The sequence below is a fragment of the Mycobacterium sp. 852002-53434_SCH5985345 genome (genome assembly GCF_001667155.1).
Classification (GTDB): domain Bacteria; phylum Actinomycetota; class Actinomycetes; order Mycobacteriales; family Mycobacteriaceae; genus Mycobacterium.
The window spans coordinates 39,590-53,970 of record NZ_LZIE01000075.1 but is presented as its reverse complement, the minus strand read 5'-3'; the positions used below and the strand labels follow the sequence as shown (position 1 = coordinate 53,970).

Below are 14,381 nucleotides of genomic sequence, written 5' to 3'. Positions count from 1 at the left end.
TTATCGGGTTCGGTGAAGGCGAAGCCAACGTGATGGAGCCTCAGGACTTCACTTCGATCACCACTTTGCCCATCGGGCCGTCAGCCAGGCGTTCGAAGGCTTGCGGCAACTTCTCGAACGGAAACACACGGTCGACCAGTGGCCGAGCTCCGGAGCGGGCCAGGATGCCCAAGAGGTCGTGCCAGCCGGCGCGATGCTGCTCCGGTGTGTAATAGCTGAGAGCCATTGCGCCAATTCGCAGCCAGCGCGAAAACAGCGTGCCCGTGTAAAAGTTGGGCACCGGGCCGCCAAGTTCTCCCACCAGGCTGAGTCTTCCCGAATCGCCCATCGTGTCGATGACTTCAGGAAGCAGCGTGCCCCCGATCGTGTCGACTGCCAGGTTCACCCCGCCTCCATTCAGGGCATTTCTTACACCAGCTCGCCACTGCGGGTCCTCGGGGTTGAATGTGAACGTCGCTCCGAGTTCTTTGAGGCGTCGTTGCTTTTCCTCGCTGCGCGAAAGCGCTATGACCGTGTGGCCCATCGCCGCCGCCAGTTGCACAGCCGCAACTCCGACCCCGCCTGATGCGCCGGTGACCAGGACCACTGAGTTCGGCTTGAGCGGTTCCCACATGGTGAGCGCGCGGTACGCCGATAGATAAACGACGGCGGCCCCCGACGACTGCTCTTTGGTCCAACCCGCGGGGATCTCCGCTAAGTTAACCGCCGGTATCGACACTTGCTCGGCAAACATGCCCCAGCGAAGAAGTCCGACATCACTGCGCAGAAGAACGCGCTGGTCGCCCACCTGCACATCTTCGACGCCCTTACCAATTTTGATCACTTCCCCGACGCCGTCCCGCCCCAGCACGTGCGGCGCTGGGGGGTATACCGGATACGGGTATCGCCTCTCTGCCATCATCCGGTCGGCAGGATTCAAGCCCGCGTAGTGGACTTGCATCAGCACTTCACCTTCGTTCGGGACCGGATCAGGCACGTCAGCCAGGGTCAAATGATCTATCCCTGCATGTCCATCCCAGAGCCAAGCTTTCATAACTGCTTCTCCTCGCGCCTATTCGTGTAGCCCAGCAACCACGACCACTATGCGATCCAATGAGTCGAGTGCGGTATCTGTGCTGCGGGCGCCTCAGATGAGCGGATGCAACATGCCATGGCCGGTGCTTTCGCCACGGCAGCGTTTCGAACTCTTGGGCGTTCTTGCGGTGCCAGCGAAAGATTACTTACCGACTGGATCTCCCGACGTCAATCGTCTGCAGCGCCTCCACAGTATTTCCCGCAACGACGGCCGCGCTGAGCAAGTTGCGTCATGGGCCGCTGGTCACCTTTTCGGCGAGTGCCGCCAGCTTGGCGTCGAGTTCCTCCGCGGCGCTGAGCAATTCGGGGTTAGGCTCGACGAGCATCAGCGACGACGGCTTGACGTAGGTCAGGCTGCTGCCGGCGCCCTCGTCGGCGATCAGCAGCTCGACCGGGGCGAACAGGCCCGCCGTCACGTCGTGGCGCAGCATCGTGATCGCGATCAACGGGTTGCCTAGGATCACGCGCATCGCCTTGCGGTCGATGCCGGCCTTCGGGATCCACGCCCCGTGGTCGACCACGCCGAACAACATGAATCCGCTTGGCCCGACGTGCGGTTCGACGCGCCCACGGTACTCCTCAAAGCTGCCGGAGGTCGCCGCGATGTCGTTGATGGGGACGGGCCGCTCGCCGATGTCGGCCAGCAGCGCGGCGAGCAGCTCGTCGTAGCTCTTGGCGCTGTCGTAGCGCACCCGCACGCCGTCGAACCGGGTCTCGGTCATCGGACCGCCCCGAAAAGACCAGTTGAATTCGAAGAGTCCATGTCTCAGTGCACCTTTCAGACGCCGGGCCTACAATTTCCCTGTCCGTTGATCCTCACCAATCTTGAGGATCGGAGTCCGGTTCTCCGGTTGAACCCGCTCCCACAGGCCGCCCTTGCCCAGCGCCCGTCCCAGCTGGTCTTCTCTGCGCAACCACTCCTCGGCGGTCCTGATCCGGTTCGGGTGAATCTCGTCGAGCAGATGGTAATCGCGGTCGATGACCCCGTATTTCCACAGGTTCCAGAATCCCGTGAAGTTGTCGCGGATGTTCATGGTGCTCTTGTCGTTCGGGTCGGCGTTGTACCCAGCGGGCGCACCTGCGGCCCTGCTGAGGGGACCGGTTTTCCAGTACGTGTCGAGATCGGTGTCGATGTACCGCGCCGGATGCCCGGTGACCTTCTCGAACGCCGCGGCAAGATCCGCATAGGCGATGTGGCCGATGGCGACTTCGAGGTCCATGCCGTTCGCGCGCTCGGGATGGTCGAACAGCCAACGAACGTAGAATCCGCAATCTTCAAGGGATACATGGGGAACGGCGCCCGCACCGAGCGGAACCCGCCACGTCACGACACCGTCCTCGACGGTGGGCGTCATGGGTGTCCCGGGCGAGATCGCCATCTCGATGTATGGCCCCGTCGTGAAGACCGCCGCCCCCATCCGATCAGCGTTCACCCGGTTCTGGAACAAGATCCATTCGCCGACCCGCCCCTTGCCGTCATAGTGGCCGGTGCGGAATCGGGAATCGTAGCCCGACTTCTTGAGCCCGTAGTCGAGGTTCCCGTAGACGAAGAACTTGACGCCCTCTTCGAGGGCGATCTCGTAACTGCGGATCGCCCAGTAGATTTCGGTCTTCTCGCCGGTGTTGAATCCGTCGATGTTGACGAATGCTGCGTCGCAACCGCGGAAACCTTCGCGCAGGGTGGCCTCGTCGGCGAATGAGCCTTCCAGGACGGACACGTTGTCGAGGGCGAGCAGTTCCTTCGCGCGACGCGAAGCGGGGTCGCGGCTCAGAAATCGAACCGAGTATTTGTTGTCGGCGACCAGGGCACGGATGATGGGCATGCCCTGGGCGCCCGTTCCTCCTACGACGAAGACCTTCGAGACGGAGGACATTACAGCCGCTCGATGATCGTCGCGTTGGCCATACCGCCGCCCTCGCACATCGTCTGCAGCCCATACCGCCCGCCGCGCTGCTCGAGCGCGTTGACCAGTGTGGTCATGATGCGCGCGCCGCTGGCGCCCAGCGGGTGGCCGATCGCGATGGCGCCGCCGTTGACGTTGGTCTTGGCCAGATCGGCGCCGGTGTCGTGCGCCCACGCGAGCACGACGGGAGCAAACGCCTCGTTAACCTCGAACAGGTCGATGTCGGCCAGCGTCAACCCTGCCCGGTGGAGCACCTTTTCGGTCGCCGGGATGACCCCGGTCAGCATGTAGAGCGGGTCGGAGCCCACCACGGTGGTGGTGTGGATGCGGGCCAGCGGCCGCAGGCCGAGCTTCTTCGCAACGTCGCTGGTGGTGATCATGACCGCGGCGCTGCCGTCGGAGAGCGGCGAGGAGTTGCCGGCGGTGATCTCCCAATTGATCTGCGGGAAACGGGCTTTCATCGCCTCGCTGTAGAACGCGGGCCGCAGGCCGGCGAGAGTTTCGACCGTCGTGCCGGGCCGGATGAATTCGTCGGTGGCCAGGCCGGCGATCGGGATCAGCTCGTTGTCGAACAGGCCGTCCTTGGTGGCGCGGGCGGCCTTGTCGTGGCTGCCTGCGGAGAACTCGTCGAGCTGGGTCCGCGAGAAGCCCCACCGCGCGGCGATGAGTTCGGCGCTGATGCCCTGCGGCACCAGGCCGTCGGGGTAGCGCCGGGTCATGTCGTCGCCGAAGGGATTGCTGCCCGGCAGCACCGAGGTGCCCATCGGGACGCGGCCCATGGATTCCACGCCGGCGGCGACGACGATGTCGTAGGCGCCGGAAAGCACGCCCTGGGCGGCGAAGCTGATGGCCTGCTGGCTGCTACCGCACTGCCGGTCGATCGTGACGCCGGGAACCGACTCCGGAAATCCGGCGCCCAGCAACGCGTTTCGGGCGATGTTGACCGCCTGGTCACCGACCTGGGCGACGGCACCCGCGATGACGTCGTCGATCTGCGCGGGGTCCACACCGGTGCGCGCCACCACTTCACGCAGGCTGTGCGCGAGCAGGTCGGCGGGCAGCACATCGTGCAGCGCCCCGCTGGGCTTGCCCTTGCCGATCGGGGTGCGGACGGCTCCGACGATCACGGCGTCGCGGTTCATGGCTCCTCCTTGAGTCCCAGCATCTAGGTATAGATGGCTGTACCCAGGTAAACATCTAGGTACACTAAAAGCAACCCAGCTTGGGAGGTGATTTATGACACTGCTGCAGGGACCACTGGCCGACCGCGATGCCTGGTCGGCCGTGGGCGAGTGCGCGATCGAGAAGACGATGGGGCTGGTGGGCACCAAATCCGCGATGCTCATCATGCGCGAGGCGTACTACGGCACGACGCGCTTCGATGACTTCGCCCGCCGGGTGGGCATCACCAAGGCCGCCACCTCGGCGCGGCTGTCCGAGCTGGTCGAACTGGGGCTGCTGAAGCGTCAGCCGTACCACGAGCCCGGGCAGCGGCGTCGGGAAGAGTATGTGCTCACCGAGGCCGGCATCGACTTCATGCCCGTGGTCTGGGCGATGTTCGAGTGGGGCCGGCGCCATTTGCCGGGGCGCAATCGCCTCCGGCTCACCCATCTCGGCTGTGGCGCCGAGGCAAGCGTCGAAATCCGTTGCTCTGAAGGGCATAAGGTGGCGCCCGACGAACTCGGCATGCGGCTGGCTAAGTCTGGTTGAGCGCTTTCAGCAGCCGCCGGGCCGCGGCCACCCGGCTGGCGGCGGGGCCGGACAGGGTGTCGAGCGCGCATTCCGGGTCGGCCGGCGGCCCCATGTGCCCGCAGCCGCGCGGGCAGTCCTCGATCGCACCGGCCAGATCCGAGAAGGCCATCAGTACGTCGTCGGGCTCGATGTGCGCCAGCCCGAACGAGCGGATCCCCGGGGTGTCGATCACCCAGCCGGAGGTCGCCAGGGGCAGCGCGACCGACTGGGTGGAGGTGTGCCGCCCGCGACCGATGTCGGTGACCTCGCCGACGGCCCGTTCCGCCTCGGGCACAAGGCGATTCACCAACGTGGACTTGCCGACGCCGGAATGCCCCAGCAGCACCGTGATCTTGCCGGCCAGCAGGTCGGCCACCGCGAGCAGCGGATCGTCGCGGCCGGCAACCACCACCGTCAAGTCCAGGTCCACGAAATGCGAGGCGAACGGCTCCGGCGGGGCGAGGTCGGTCTTGGTCAGGCACAGAATCGGCTTCAACCCGCCGGCAAAGGCCGCGATGAGCGTTCGGTCGACCAGGCCGGTGCGCGGCGGCGGGTCGGCCAGCGCCACCACGATCAGCAGCTGGTCGGCGTTGGCGACCACCACGCGTTCGGTCGGATCGGTGTCATCGGCCGTGCGCCGCAACACCGTTCGCCGTTCCCCGCGCCGCACGATGCGTGCCAGCGTGTCCAGCCGCCCGGACAGGTCGCCGACCACGTCGACGTCGTCACCGACGACGATTGGGGTGCGGCCCAGTTCGCGGGCCCGCATCGCCGTGACCCGGCGATCGGGGTCCCCGCCGAGCACGCATCCCCAGCGGCCGCGGTCGACGCTGACCACCATCGCGGCCTCGGCGTCGGCGTGCTCGGGACGGGTCTTGGTGCGCGGTCGCGAGCCCCTACCGGAGCGGACCTTTACGTCGGACTCGTCGTAATCGCCGGGCCTCAAATATCGGACCCCAGCATGTGCGCCCAAAGCTGCGGAAACTCCGGCAGCGTCTTGGACGTCGACCCGATATCGTCCACCTCGACCCCGGCCACCCGCAGGCCGACGATCGCGCCCGCCATCGCCATCCGGTGGTCGGCGTAGGCGCGCCAGACGTCCGCGCGCAGCGGTGTCGCGGTGATCACCAGGCCGTCGGGGGTTTCGGCGCAGTCGCCGCCCAGGCGATTGATCTCGGCGCTCAGAGCGGCGAGCCGATCGGTCTCGTGACCGCGCAGGTGGCCGATGCCAGAGAGGCGGGACACCGATCCCGGCTTGGCCAGCGCGGCCAGCGCCGCCACCGCCGGGGCCAGCTCGCCGACCGCGCGCAGGTCGACATCGAAACCGGGGTAGTCGGCGGACCCCTGTACCTCGAGGAACGAATCCCCCTGGGTGACAACGGCGTTCAGCTTGCCCAACACGGTCAGGATCTGGTCGGCGGGCTGCACGCTGGCCGCGGGCCAGCCGGTGACGCGCACGGTCCCGCCGCTGACCACGGCCGCCGCCAGGAACGGAACGGCGTTCGTCAGGTCGGGTTCCACCTCCCAGTGCCGGGCCGCGACCGGGCCGGGGCGCACCCGCCAGCGGTTGGGCACCGAGTCGTCGACGTCGACCCCGGCCTGCCGCAGCATCACCACGGTCATCGCGATGTGTGGCGCCGACGGCAGCGTCGCGCCGGTGTGCTGCACGGTAAGTCCCTCGGTGAACGACGCCGCACACAGCAGCAGCCCCGACACGAACTGCGACGACGCCGATGCGTCGATGGCCACGGTGCCCCCGGCGACCGATCCGCTGCCGTGCACCCGGAAGGGCAGACCCGCGCCCTCGATCGGCACGCCCAGGCCGCGCAGGGCGTCGAGCAGCGGCGCGATGGGCCGCACCCGGGCCTGCTCGTCCCCGTCGAACTCGACGACCGCCTCGGCCAGCGCCGCCAGCGGCGGGACGAACCGCAGGACCGTACCGGCCAGCCCGCAATCCACACGCGCGTCGGGCCCGGGAGCGATCCGCCCGGCGACCGTCAGCTCGGAACCATCGCCCTCGACGCGCAGGCCCAGAGCGCGCAGCGCACCGATCATCAAATCGGTGTCTCGGCTGCGCAGCGCGCCGCTGATGGTCGGCGTGCCGTGGCCTTGCGCGGCCGCCAGCGCCGCCAGCACCAGCGCCCGATTGGTCTGCGACTTCGAGCCCGGAACGGTCACGGTCGCGTGCACCGGTTTCGGCGCGCTGGGGGCCGTCCACATACTCACCGGTCCATCATGGCGTGTCACCGGCTTCTGCCACCATGGAAGGTATGTGTGGACGGTTCGCGGTCACCACCGATCCGGCGCTGCTGGCCCAGAAGATCAAGGCGATCGACGAGGCCACCGGCGCGGCCGAAAGTGCCGGGGCGCCCAACTACAACGTGGCCCCCACCTCGACCATCGCGACCGTCGTGAGCCGGCACACCGACCCCGACGACCAGCCCACCCGCCGGGTGCGGCTGATGCGCTGGGGCCTGGTGCCCCCGTGGGCCAAAGCCGGTTCCGACGGTGCGCCCGAGACCAAGGGCCCGATGCTGATCAACGCCCGCGCGGACAAGGTGACCACGTCGCCCGCCTTCCGGTCGAGCGCCAAGTCGAAGCGGTGCCTGATCCCGATGGACGGCTACTACGAATGGCGCGTCAACGACGCCGTCGCGGGCAAGAAGTCGCGCAAGACACCGTTCTTCATGTACCGCGAGGATGGCGAGCCGCTGTTCATGGCCGGGCTGTGGTCGGTCTGGAAACCCGCCAAGGACGCTCAGCCGCTGCTGAGTTGCACGATCATCACCACCGACGCGCCCGGCGAGCTGGCCGAGATCCACGACCGGATGCCGCTGGTGGTCCCGGAGCGGGAGTGGGACCGCTGGCTGGACCCGGACGCCCCGGTCGACGAAAAGCTGCTGGCCCACTCGCCCGACGTGCGCGGCATCCGCATGCGCGAGGTGTCGACGCTGGTCAACAACGTCCGCAACAACGGGCCCCAGCTACTCGAGCCGGCCGGCCCGGAGCCCGAGCAGGCGACCCTGCTTTAGTTGCTGAGAACCAGCTTCCAGTTGCCGTTGACGTTGCGATCCGGCACACACCAGAAGTTGTTCCAGTTTCCCGGGGTGCTGGCCTTCACGCCGGGCCCGGCGTCCTGACAGGCCGCCCGCGTCGGGTAGTTGCCCTCGGTTTGAATCGTGTCGGCGTTGCCGGTGCCCACACCGATCGTCATCAGCCCGGAGAAAGCCAGCACACCGGCGGCGACAATCGTCGCGCCGCGGGATCGCTTCGTCGTCATGGCGCGAGCGTAACGCCGCGGACAGCATTCGGCCCGGTTTTCGCCGTGGCGCTGCGCCCGCACGGCTACGCGCGGATCCGGGCGGTGACCGCCCCCGTCAACCGGATCAGGTCCCGCGGTGAAACCCCGACGTCCCAGCCGCGCCGGCCGGCGCTGCAGTACACCCGATCCCAGGCCAGGGCGCCCGCGTCCACGACGGTCGGCAGGGCCTTGCGTTGCCCGAACGGCGACACGGCGCCGACGACGTAGCCGGTGGCGCGTTCGGCGGCGGCGGGCTCGGCCATGCCGGCCCGGGCCACCCCCAGCGCCGCGGCGGCCGCCTTCAGCGAGAGCCGGTCCGGCACCGGCAGTATCGCGACCGCGAGCCCGTCCGGCACCGCGACGACCAGGGTCTTGTAGATCTGCTCGGGCGCGATGCCGCGCTCCGTCAGCGCGTGCACCGCTTCGACGCCGAACGAGCGTTCCCGCCGATCGTGGTCGAAAGTGATGACCTCATGCGGCACACCGGCTTTCGTCAATGCGGCCAGCGCGGGCGTGGCGGCGCGAGCCACCGGCTTCTTCAATGGTCGTGACCCGCGGCGCCCGGTTCCGCCGGGCTTGCGATCACGACTAAGGACCCGAGTACCCCGGCGGGTTGACGCCGTCCACCCAGAAGTCGACGCCGAGCTGCCCGCCCGGCACGCAGTTGTAGACCGACAGGTCGGTGACGCCGGACTCCACCAGCACGTCCTCGCACAGCAGGGTGTTGCCGGTGTATTCGCGGGCGGGCTTGTTGAGGATGACGTAGGCCGCGTCGGAGTACACCTCGGGCTTGCGGGCGCGTCCCATCGCCTCGTCACCGCCGAGCAGGTTCTGCACCGCGGCGGTGGCCACCAGCGTGCGGGGCCACAACGTGTTGGACGCGATGCCCGCCTCGCGCATCTCCTCGGCGATTCCCAAGGCGCACAGCGTCATGCCGAACTTGGCCATCATGTACGCGGTCGGCTTCAGCCACTCCTTGCCGAGCAACACGGGCGGCGACAGCGTCAGGATGTGCGGGTTCTGGGCGGCCTTCAGGTGCGGGATGCAGGCCTGCGACACGGCGTAGGTGCCCCGCACCTGGATCCCGTTCATCAGGTCGAACCGCTTCATCGGCACCTCGGTGATGGACCCCAGGTTGATGGCCGACGCGTTGTTGACGCAGATGTCGATGCCGCCGAATTGCTCGACGGTCTTGGCCACCGCCGACTCGACGGACTCCGGGTCGCGGACGTCCCCGACGATCGGCAGGGCCGCACCGCCCGCCTCCTCGAGCTCCTTGGCGGCGGTGTACACCGTGCCCGGCAGCTTGGGGTGCGGCTCGGCGGTCTTGGCGATCAGGGCGATGTTGGCACCGTCTTCTGCGGCGCGTTTGGCGATCGCCAGGCCGATACCGCGGCTGGCGCCGGAGATGAACATGGTCTTGCCGTTGAGGGACATGGCGTCACATTAACGTCCTGCCGCCATGGGCCCGATGGGGCCCGGAAATAGCACGTCCGTTAACGCTGTTAAACGAGGCGGTCTCTGATGTTATGTGGGCGCACCCGGGCAGACACTGTCGGTGGCAGCCTCTAGATTGGGAGGAGCGGTTTGGTGTCAGCGGCGACGAGCCTGTTGGACAGTCCAACGGGTGCCGAGCAGTTGGCTTGCTTTCTCGCAAGCCCGGTGGCGCTTTCAGTGCTGTCCGGCGACACCGCAGCAGAAGGGACCGGGGTTATCGACATGGCCGACACAGACGGCGCAACAGCACAGGAGATTCCCGATCCCGCCCCGCCGGAGACGGACGCCGAGCTGATGGCGCGCTTCGAGCGCGACGCGATTCCGCTGCTCGACCAGCTCTACGGCGGCGCGCTGCGCATGACGCGCAATCCCGCCGACGCCGAAGACCTGCTGCAAGAGACGATGGTGAAGGCCTACGCGGGGTTCCGCTCGTTCCGGGCCGGCACCAACCTCAAGGCCTGGCTGTACCGGATCCTGACCAACACCTACATCAACAGCTACCGCAAGAGGCAGCGCCAGCCGGCCGAATACCCGACCGAGGAGATCACCGACTGGCAGTTGGCGTCCAACGCCGAGCACTCGTCCACCGGGCTGCGGTCGGCCGAGGTCGAGGCGCTCGAGGCACTGCCCGACAACGAGATCAAGGAAGCGCTGCAGGCGCTGCCGGAAGAATTCCGGATGGCCGTCTACTACGCCGATGTCGAGGGTTTTCCGTACAAGGAAATCGCCGAGATCATGGACACGCCCATCGGGACGGTAATGTCACGGCTGCATCGCGGCCGACGTCAATTGCGTGGGCTGTTGGCTGACGTGGCCAAGGAGCGTGGCTTCAACCGCGGCCACCAGGCGCACGAGGAGGTGTCGTCATGAGTGAGTTCTCCAGCTCCGGCGACACGTGCCCCAACGACGACGCCCACGGCGCGGTCGGCTGTGCCGAGGTGATCCGCCAGGTTTGGCTCCTGCTCGACGGTGAATGCACCCCGGAGTCCCGGGACCAGCTGCGCCGCCACCTCGAGGCGTGCCCCGGCTGCTTCAAGCATTACGGCCTCGAGGAGCGGATCAAGGCGTTGATCGCCACCAAATGCAGAGGCGAGAAGGCCCCCGAGGGCCTGCGTGAGCGGCTACGGCTGGAGATCCGTCGGACCACCATCATCCGCGAGACGCGGTAGCGATCCTCAGGCGTTGGGCCGCTTGCCGTGGTTGGCTTTGCTGTGCTTGCGGTCGCGCTTCTTACGGCCACGCTTGGCCATGGGTCGAACCTCCGTTGAATTTGGTCGTTGATCCGGGCGCCCGGCGCCCGTCAGCCTGCCGCACAGTCTCTCACGAAAGACCCGCGCGGCCACAACGCCCCGTGCGCCGCGGTCCCGACCCCTCCTATGGTTCGATGTACGTGAGCCTGACGAAAGCTTGATGGACCAGCAGCCAGCCTGCGCGAAGGCCGAAATGAGTGGGGTGAAGATGGCCGAGGATGTGCGCGCCGAGATCGTGGCCAGCGTGCTCGAAGTCGTAGTGAACGAGGGTGACCAGATCGGCAAAGGCGACATCGTGGTGCTGCTGGAGTCGATGAAGATGGAGATTCCCGTCTTGGCTGAGGTCGACGGCACCATCAGCAAGGTGAGCGTCGCGGTGGGCGATGTCATCCAGGCGGGCGACCTGATTGCTGTGATCAGCTAGCCCGCGGAAAACTTTGGACCGTTCTATCTGCTGCCGGGGAATGGCCCGGGGAGTGAGTGATGTCGACTCTCGGTGATCTGCTTGCCGAACACACCGTGCTGCCGGGCAATGCGGTGGACCACCTGCACGCGGTCGTGGGGGAGTGGCAGCTGCTGGCGGACCTGTCGTTCGCCGACTATCTGATGTGGGTTCGCCGCGACGACGGCATGTTGGTGTGTGTGGCGCAGTGCCGGCCGAACACCGCGCCCACGGTCCTCGTCACCGACTCGGTGGGCAGTGTCGTCGCCGCCGACCAGCTGGCGCTCGTCGCCGAGACCTTCAACTCCGGCATCGCCCAGCGGGATGGCGATGCGGGCCAACAGGATTCGTGGCTGCCCGGCCCGCACGTCGAGGCGACCCCGGTGCGGTACGGCGGCCGGGTGGTGGCCGTGCTCACCCGGCATCAGACCGCCGTCGCGGCCGACCGCACGTCCGGCCAGCTGGAGACGGCATACCGGGAATGCGCCGGCGATCTGGTCCACATGCTCGCCGACGGCACCTTCCCCGACGTGGGCGACGTGGTCATGTCCCGCTCCACCCCGCGGGCGGGCGATGGCTTCATCCGGTTGGACGTCAACGGCGTCGTCGCCTATGCCAGCCCCAACGCGGTGTCGGCCTACCACCGGATGGGCCTGACGTCCGAGCTGGAGGGCCGCAACCTGGTCAAGGTGACCCGGCCGCTGATCTCGGACCCGTTCGAGGCGCAGGAGCTGGCCGAGCACGTCCTGGACCTGCTGGCCGGCGGCAAGAGCATGCGCATGGAGGTCGACGCCGGCGGCGCCACGGTACTGCTGCGGACGCTCCCGTTGGTGGTCGACGGCGCGAGCGCCGGTGCCGCCGTGCTGATCCGGGATGTCACCGAGGTGAAGCGCCGCGACCGGGCCCTGATCTCCAAGGACGCCACCATCCGCGAGATCCACCACCGGGTGAAGAACAACCTGCAGACGGTGGCGGCGCTGCTGCGTCTGCAGGCCCGCCGGACGGTCAACGCCGAAGGGCGCGAAGCCCTGATCGAGTCGGTGCGCCGGGTCTCGTCGATCGCGTTGGTGCACGACGCGCTGTCGATGTCCGTCGACGAACAGGTCAACCTCGACGAGGTCATCGACCGGATTCTGCCGATCATGAACGACGTGGCGTCGGTGGACCGGCCGATCCGGATCAACCGGGTCGGCGACCTCGGCGTGCTGGACTCCGACCGGGCGACGGCCCTGATCATGGTGATCACCGAACTGGTTCAGAACGCGATCGAGCACGCGTTCGATCCTGCGGTCGAAGAGGGATCGGTGACCATCCGCGCCGAGCGTTCGGCGCGCTGGCTCGACGTCGTTGTCCACGACGACGGCCGCGGGTTGCCGGAAGGCTTCAACCTGGAGACGTCCGACAGCCTCGGCCTGCAGATCGTGCGGACGCTGGTGTCGGCGGAACTCGACGGCACGCTGGGCATGCGCCAAGCCCCGGCTCGCGGCACCGATGTGGTGTTGCGGGTGCCGATCGGGCGGCGGGCCCGACTGGCCATCTAGGCGTTGTGCGCCTTACACAACAGTGCGGCCCCGACTCTCGTCGAGGCCGCACTGTTTGCTCTGACTGAGTCAGACTCCGCTACGGGCCTTCGTCCGGGCATTGCGACGCTTGAGTGCGCGCCGCTCGTCTTCGCTCATGCCGCCCCAGACGCCCGAGTCCTGGCCGGTGTTCAGGGCCCACGACAGGCAATCCGTGGTCACCGGGCACCGATTGCAGACCAGTTTCGCGTCAGCGATCTGCGCGAGCGCCGGGCCGCTGTTCCCTACCGGGAAGAACAGCTCCGGGTCCTCGTCGCGACAGACCGCCTTGTGGCGCCAATCCATACGTCCTACTCCTCACTGAGTGCGCAGCAAGGCGCACGGCCAATTTTCTTCGGCTGTTAACGCGTGCACAAGAAAAGGGTCCGTACCCCTATCTAAATTCCTGCATGCAACCTTTTGATCGTTTCACAGGCCCAACAGATGTCAATAGCCCCGAGTTCGCTCGTGGGCTATCTCACTTCGATCGATCCGTAGTCGAGCCATTACTCCGTTGTACTACACTCACCGGCCACTCACGAGGAAAAACTTCGTCGCGTGGCCCGCGGACGCTTCGTATGCGCAGCTCAGAACGTGTTTTTCTGGGGAGGTGCTACCACCGCCAGCGCGTCGGGTACCGATTTGAACGTCATGCTTTCGCGCACGCCGAGGTAATCCCCGTCGAACTGGCAGGCGACCGGGCCGCCGGTCGAGGTGACGCGCAAGCAGGGCACGTCGTCCTCGGTGACGAGGTGGTCGAAGTCGAACTTGGGCCGCTTGGCGAACATCTGCCGCACGATGCGAAGGGTGGGGATCGTTTTCATGCTCTTGGGTGCGAACACGCCCAGCCCGGACTCGAAGCTGCAGCCGGGATTGGTCCACACTGGCCGCTCGTTGGCGAACGTCCACGGGCTGGAGTTGGACACGAACGCGAAACTCACCCCCGTAATGGGTTCGCGACCGGGCAGTTCAAGGGTGAGCATCGGTTCGCGGCGCGTGTAGCCCCACACGGCGGGCACCGCCGCGCGAATGTAGCGCCAGGCCGTCACCTTGCCGCCCTTGTCGCGTTCGGCCTCGACCGCGGCCACCACCTCGGCGTCGACCCCCATGCCGGTGTTGAACACGGCCCACCGCTCACCGCAGTCGATCAGGCCGATCCGGCGCCAGGTGTGGTGGTGGCGATAGTCGTCGAGGAGCTGGATGAGCTGGTTGGTGGCGGCCACCGGGTCCCGCGAGATCCCCAGCGACCGCGCCAGCACATTCGCCGAACCGCCGGGAACCACCGCGACCGCCGGCATCGGGCCGGTGTCCCCCGAAACCGCGCCGGGACGCCCGAGCAGGCCGTTGACCACCCCGCTCACCGTGCCGTCACCGCCGTGCACCACGACCAGGTCGACGCCGTCCGCGACCGCCTTCTCGGCGAGTTCGGTGCCGTGACCGCGGTGGCTGGTGTGTTCGACGGTGAGCTGCAGGCGGCTCTTGAGCGCGTTCGCCAGCAGGTCGCGACCGGCCGGGGTGGTGGTGGTGGCTGTGGGGTTCACGATCAGCACGGCGCGCATGAAGCACGAGCTTATGCGGGCCGGTTAAGGCCACGCTGTGGGGAACTCCTCGCCGGCCGGGGTG

General features: G+C 67.4%; 18 protein-coding genes. 6 read left to right on the top strand and 12 right to left on the bottom strand.

What is annotated here, in order from left to right; all coding sequences use genetic code 11:
- Positions 1-40: 40 nt before the first annotated feature.
- The 4 genes from A5756_RS19595 to A5756_RS19575 all read right to left on the bottom strand — a co-directional run bounded on the left by A5756_RS19595 (position 41) and on the right by A5756_RS19575 (position 4,120).
- Entirely contained in the window at positions 41-976 is a 936-nt protein-coding gene (locus A5756_RS19595; protein ID WP_197505805.1) for an SDR family NAD(P)-dependent oxidoreductase, read from the bottom strand.
- Between the two features lie 328 nt (positions 977-1,304).
- Positions 1,305-1,796 carry a DUF302 domain-containing protein gene (locus tag A5756_RS19585; RefSeq protein ID WP_066956195.1) on the bottom strand — a complete coding sequence of 164 codons (492 nt, stop codon included), beginning with the start codon at positions 1,794-1,796 and terminating at the stop codon, positions 1,305-1,307.
- A 69-nt stretch (positions 1,797-1,865) separates the two neighbouring features.
- The gene (locus A5756_RS19580; protein WP_066956192.1) at positions 1,866-2,948 is read right to left on the bottom strand and encodes an NmrA family NAD(P)-binding protein; all 1,083 of its coding nucleotides are present in this window, start codon (positions 2,946-2,948) and stop codon (positions 1,866-1,868) included.
- A complete protein-coding gene (locus tag A5756_RS19575; protein ID WP_066956189.1) occupies positions 2,948-4,120 on the bottom strand; it encodes a thiolase family protein in 1,173 nt (390 codons plus the stop codon). Before A5756_RS19575 ends, A5756_RS19580 begins: the two co-directional genes overlap by 1 nt.
- Positions 4,121-4,214: 94 nt before the next feature.
- Here A5756_RS19575 and A5756_RS19570 point away from each other — a divergent pair, with 94 nt between their 5' ends.
- Positions 4,215-4,688 carry a helix-turn-helix domain-containing protein gene (locus A5756_RS19570; protein WP_066956186.1) on the top strand — a complete coding sequence of 158 codons (474 nt, stop codon included), beginning with the start codon at positions 4,215-4,217 and terminating at the stop codon, positions 4,686-4,688.
- Here A5756_RS19570 and rsgA read toward each other — a convergent pair.
- Both rsgA and aroA read right to left on the bottom strand, forming a co-directional pair.
- Entirely contained in the window at positions 4,675-5,655 is a 981-nt protein-coding gene (gene rsgA / locus A5756_RS19565) for a ribosome small subunit-dependent GTPase A (RefSeq protein ID WP_066956183.1), read from the bottom strand. The genes A5756_RS19570 and rsgA overlap by 14 nt on opposite strands.
- The gene (aroA, locus tag A5756_RS19560; RefSeq protein WP_156659679.1) at positions 5,652-6,935 is read right to left on the bottom strand and encodes a 3-phosphoshikimate 1-carboxyvinyltransferase; all 1,284 of its coding nucleotides are present in this window, start codon (positions 6,933-6,935) and stop codon (positions 5,652-5,654) included. The genes rsgA and aroA overlap by 4 nt, the downstream gene beginning before the upstream one ends.
- A gap of 44 nt (positions 6,936-6,979) precedes the next feature.
- On the opposite strand from aroA, the gene A5756_RS19555 reads away from it, so the two are divergent.
- Entirely contained in the window at positions 6,980-7,741 is a 762-nt protein-coding gene (locus A5756_RS19555; RefSeq protein WP_066956178.1) for an SOS response-associated peptidase, read from the top strand.
- Here A5756_RS19555 and A5756_RS19550 read toward each other — a convergent pair.
- From A5756_RS19550 to A5756_RS19540, 3 genes are all read right to left on the bottom strand, one after another.
- Positions 7,738-7,989 carry a hypothetical protein gene (locus tag A5756_RS19550; protein WP_066956297.1) on the bottom strand — a complete coding sequence of 84 codons (252 nt, stop codon included), beginning with the start codon at positions 7,987-7,989 and terminating at the stop codon, positions 7,738-7,740. The two genes, A5756_RS19555 and A5756_RS19550, sit on opposite strands and share 4 nt — an antisense overlap.
- A 65-nt stretch (positions 7,990-8,054) precedes the next feature.
- Positions 8,055-8,540, bottom strand: a complete 486-nt coding sequence (locus A5756_RS19545) for an aminoacyl-tRNA deacylase (protein ID WP_066956175.1) — start codon at positions 8,538-8,540, stop codon at positions 8,055-8,057.
- A 58-nt stretch (positions 8,541-8,598) separates the two neighbouring features.
- Positions 8,599-9,447 carry an NAD(P)-dependent oxidoreductase gene (locus A5756_RS19540; RefSeq protein WP_066956172.1) on the bottom strand — a complete coding sequence of 283 codons (849 nt, stop codon included), beginning with the start codon at positions 9,445-9,447 and terminating at the stop codon, positions 8,599-8,601.
- Between the two features lie 282 nt (positions 9,448-9,729).
- On the opposite strand from A5756_RS19540, the gene A5756_RS19535 reads away from it, so the two are divergent.
- Together A5756_RS19535 and rsrA are read left to right on the top strand one after the other, a co-directional pair.
- Positions 9,730-10,377, top strand: a complete 648-nt coding sequence (locus A5756_RS19535; RefSeq protein ID WP_066956169.1) for a sigma-70 family RNA polymerase sigma factor — start codon at positions 9,730-9,732, stop codon at positions 10,375-10,377.
- Complete coding sequence (gene rsrA, locus A5756_RS19530) at positions 10,374-10,676, top strand: mycothiol system anti-sigma-R factor (RefSeq protein ID WP_066956166.1); 303 nt, start codon at positions 10,374-10,376, stop codon at positions 10,674-10,676. Before A5756_RS19535 ends, rsrA begins: the two co-directional genes overlap by 4 nt.
- Positions 10,677-10,682: 6 nt before the next feature.
- Here the strand turns inward: rsrA and A5756_RS26730 are convergent, their stop codons facing one another.
- Complete coding sequence (locus tag A5756_RS26730; RefSeq protein ID WP_011728008.1) at positions 10,683-10,757, bottom strand: 50S ribosomal protein bL37; 75 nt, start codon at positions 10,755-10,757, stop codon at positions 10,683-10,685.
- Positions 10,758-10,965: 208 nt separating this feature from the next.
- Here A5756_RS26730 and A5756_RS19525 point away from each other — a divergent pair, with 208 nt between their 5' ends.
- Together A5756_RS19525 and A5756_RS19520 are read left to right on the top strand one after the other, a co-directional pair.
- Positions 10,966-11,181: a biotin/lipoyl-binding carrier protein gene (locus A5756_RS19525; protein ID WP_066956294.1), complete on the top strand. Its 216-nt coding sequence runs from the start codon at positions 10,966-10,968 to the stop codon at positions 11,179-11,181.
- A gap of 59 nt (positions 11,182-11,240) precedes the next feature.
- On the top strand, positions 11,241-12,740 hold the full coding sequence (locus A5756_RS19520) for a sensor histidine kinase (RefSeq protein WP_066956164.1): 1,500 nt from the start codon (positions 11,241-11,243) through the stop codon (positions 12,738-12,740).
- Between the two features lie 69 nt (positions 12,741-12,809).
- Here A5756_RS19520 and whiB1 read toward each other — a convergent pair whose 3' ends face one another.
- Entirely contained in the window at positions 12,810-13,064 is a 255-nt protein-coding gene (gene whiB1, locus A5756_RS19515) for a transcriptional regulator WhiB1 (protein WP_007168139.1), read from the bottom strand.
- A gap of 281 nt (positions 13,065-13,345) precedes the next feature.
- The gene (locus tag A5756_RS19510) at positions 13,346-14,317 is read right to left on the bottom strand and encodes a diacylglycerol kinase family protein (protein ID WP_066956161.1); all 972 of its coding nucleotides are present in this window, start codon (positions 14,315-14,317) and stop codon (positions 13,346-13,348) included.
- Positions 14,318-14,381 lie beyond the last annotated feature (64 nt).